Below are 3,497 nucleotides of genomic sequence, written 5' to 3' on the forward strand. Positions count from 1 at the left end.
TTGCCGCGTTCATGAGGTTGCCGGCCAGCGGCCGGCACTACCAGAACCGGTCAATCCTCTTCTTCTTCCGGCACCTGGTCCGCATTCAACGTGCGGGCCTTGCGCTTGGGCGCGGTGAACGGGGTCGGGGTCGGCACGCCCGGCAGCGCGCTGCCGAACACCATGTGCGCACCGGCACGCAGGCTGCCGCCGGCCATTTCCAGCTCGAACCGCTCGGCGTCGCGCTCGCGGATCTGCTCGGCGATCTCCTGCGCGTCGTCTTCGTCCGCACCCAGCTCCATCAGCGCGGCCTGGCCGAACATCAGCGCCGATTCAAACGTCTCGCGGATCTGGAAATCAACGCCGGCATGGATCAACCGCAGCGAGTGCTCGCGGTCGAACGAGCGCACCAGCAGCTTGGCCTGTGGGAATTCATGCGCGACGAGCTCAACGATGCGATCGGCATCCTCGGCATTGTTCACGCACACCGCGATCGCCCGCGCGGTACCGGCGCCGGAGGCATGCAGCACGTCCAGGCGGGTGCCATCGCCGTAATAGATCTTGAACCCGAAGCGCTCGGCGTTGTGGATCATCTCCACATCGTTGTCGATGATGGTCACGTCCACGTCGCGGGCCAGCAGCGACTGGCTGGCCACCTGGCCGAAGCGGCCGAAGCCGATCATCAGCACGCTGCCGGACAGGCCATCGGCGGTGTCCACGCCTTCCAGGCTGACTTCCGGCTTCGGTGCCACGCGCTTGTACACCAGCACCACCAGCGGGGTCAGGGCCATCGACAGCACCACCACGGCGGTGAAGTTGGCATTGATGTCCATGTCGATGACGCCGGCACTGGCGGCGGCGGAGAACAGCACGAAGGCGAATTCGCCGCCCTGCGCCATCAGCACGCCACGGTCCATGGCCTGTGCGTGGTCGCTGCCCATCAGGCGGGCCACCACGTAGATGCACAGTGCCTTGGCCGCCATCAGCGCCAGCACCAGGCCGACGATCATCGGCCAGTTGCCGGCCACCACGCCCAGGTCCAGGGCCATGCCCACGCTGAGGAAGAACAGGCCCAGCAGGATGCCGCGGAACGGTTCGATGTCCGCTTCGATCTGGTGGCGGAAGGTGGATTCGCTCAGCAGCACGCCGGCGAGGAAGGCGCCCATCGCCATCGACAGGCCGGACAGCTGCATCAGCAGCGCCGCGCCCAGCACCACCAGCAGCGCGGCGGCGGTCATCACTTCGCGCGCCTTCGATTCGGCAAGCAGGCGGAACAGCGGGTTGAGCAGGAAGCGACCGACCAGCACCAGGCCAACGATGGCGCCGACGCCGATCGCCACCGACAACCAGCGCGAGCCTTCGCCATCGGCACTGCCCGCGCTCGGCGCCATCCAGGCCACCAGGGCCAGCAGCGGCACGATCAAGAGGTCTTCGAACAGCAGGATGGAAACGATCTTCTGCCCCGACGGCAGCGCGATGTCGCCGCGCTCGGCGAGCAGCTGCATCACCACTGCGGTGGAGGTGAGCACGAAGCCGGTGGCGCCGATGAAGGCGACCTGCCACGGCAGGCCGAACAGCTTGGCGATGCTGGTCAGCACCAGCGCACAGGTGGCGATCTGCAGCGTCCCCAGCCCGAAGATTTCCTTGCGCAGGCTCCAGAGGTGCGAGGGCCGCATTTCCAGGCCGATGACGAACAGGAACATCACCACGCCCAGCTCGGCCGTATGCAGGATCGCCTGCGGGTCGGAGAACCAGCCTAGGCCGAACGGTCCAATGGCCAGGCCAGCGGCAAAGTAACCCAGCACCGAACCCAGGCCGAGCCTGCGGAACAAGGGCACCATCACCACCGCCGCGCCCAACAGGGCCACGACCTTGACCAGCTCGCTGGTCGCTGCTTCTACCGCCATGCGGTGTTTCCCCGAAAACCGAAATCGGCCTCAACGATAGAGCAAGTTTTCTGACGGCAATAGCATCGACGTTGCGTTTAGTTGTGCCGAAAATGGAACGATATTGAGATTGACACCCGGCATCGTTCCGAAATCGCCGATATTCATCCACGCATGGCGTGGATCTACTGGGCGGCCGGAGGACGCACCACCCGCGCGATGCGTCGATGACACGCCGTGATAATCCAGTAGATCCACGCCATGCGTGGATGAGGGTTCGCAGCGATCACCCTCCGCTGCAGAACGCGGCGTAATCGATGTACCCCGGGAACGGCACACCCGGCGCGCACACCGGGCAGGCCGGGTCGGGCCCGATGCCGGTCTCGCGGAAGCGCATGCCCAAGGCATCGAAGCGCAGCAGCCGGCCCACCAGAGGCTCACCGATACCCAGCAGGAGCTTCAGCACCTCGGTGGCCTGCAGCACCCCGGCCAGGCCGGGCAGCACGCCCAGCACGCCCGCCTCGGAGCAGTTCGGCGCGAACTCCGGCGGCGGCGGCTCGGGGAACAAGCAGCGGTAGCACGGCGCCACGCCACGCTGGCGGCCGGCGTCAAACACGCTTACCTGGCCATCAAAGCGCTCGATGGCGGCATAGACCATGGGCTTGGCGTGCTTGATGCAGGCGTCGTTGAGCAGGTAGCGCAGGGGGAAGTTGTCCGAGCCGTCCAGCACCACATCCACGCCGTCCAGCAGGCGATCGACATTCTCCGAGGTCACCCGCTCGGGCATGGCCTCGACCTCGATGGAGGGGTTCAACGCCAGCAGCCGCTCGCGCGCCGAATCGACCTTCAGCTGGCCGACGCTGGCCTCGGTGTGCACGATCTGCCGGTGCAGGTTGCTGCGCTCCACGCGGTCATGATCGGCAAACCGCAGGTGCCCTACCCCGGCTGCGGCCAGGTAGAAGCCAGCCGGTGCGCCCAGGCCACCTGCACCCAGTACCAGCACGCGCGACTGCTGCAGGCGGCGCTGGCCGGCCTCACCTACCTGCGGCAGCAGCAGGTGGCGCGAGTAGCGGTCGTAGAAATCGCGGTCGGCGGCGTCCAGCATCGGCTGCACCAGCGGCAGCGCCTGCTCGCGCCAGGCCACGGTGCCGCCGGCCACGGAGGCGACGTTCGAGTAGCCCGCCGCCAGCAGCGCCAGTGCGGCGTCGGCCGAGCGCTTGCCGCTCTGGCAGATCAGCAGGATTTCCTGGCCCGGGGCGGGCAAGTGCGCGGCCGGGTCCGCCAGCAGGTCGTCCTTGGCCACGCCACGCGCGCCCTCGGCCATGCCACCGGCGCGCTCATGCGCCTGGCGCACATCGATCAGCACCGCACCGTGGGCCACACGCGCGCGTGCCTGTTCCGGGGAAAGCTCTGGAATGCTCATGGCCGCATTATCACGCACGTGGCGGCCACCCGCCTTGACCAGAATCTGTAGAGCCGAGCCCGTGCTCGGCTGGCGCGCGCAGCGCGCCCGCGGCAATACGCGAAAGGCAGCCGAGCATGGGCTCGGCTCTACAGGTCCACCGCAAGCGTACGGTAGCGGGGGGGGGGGGGGGGCGCGGGGGGCGGGGCGGCGGGGGCCGCCGGGCGGCG

Annotated in this window: 2 protein-coding genes; both read right to left on the bottom strand. The window is 68.0% G+C overall.

Annotated elements, in window-relative coordinates; genetic code table 11:
- Window positions 1-50: 50 nt before the first annotated feature.
- Window positions 51-1,886 (bottom strand): monovalent cation:proton antiporter-2 (CPA2) family protein, encoded by a 1,836-nt coding sequence (locus IAE41_RS22045; RefSeq protein ID WP_200734570.1) that lies wholly within the window; start codon window positions 1,884-1,886, stop codon window positions 51-53.
- A 265-nt stretch (window positions 1,887-2,151) separates the two neighbouring features.
- Entirely contained in the window at window positions 2,152-3,288 is a 1,137-nt protein-coding gene (moeB, locus tag IAE41_RS22050; protein WP_200734571.1) for a molybdopterin-synthase adenylyltransferase MoeB, read from the bottom strand.
- Window positions 3,289-3,497: the final 209 nt, after the last annotated feature.

The organism is Stenotrophomonas sp. S39 (assembly GCF_016624665.1).
GTDB lineage: Bacteria > Pseudomonadota > Gammaproteobacteria > Xanthomonadales > Xanthomonadaceae > Stenotrophomonas.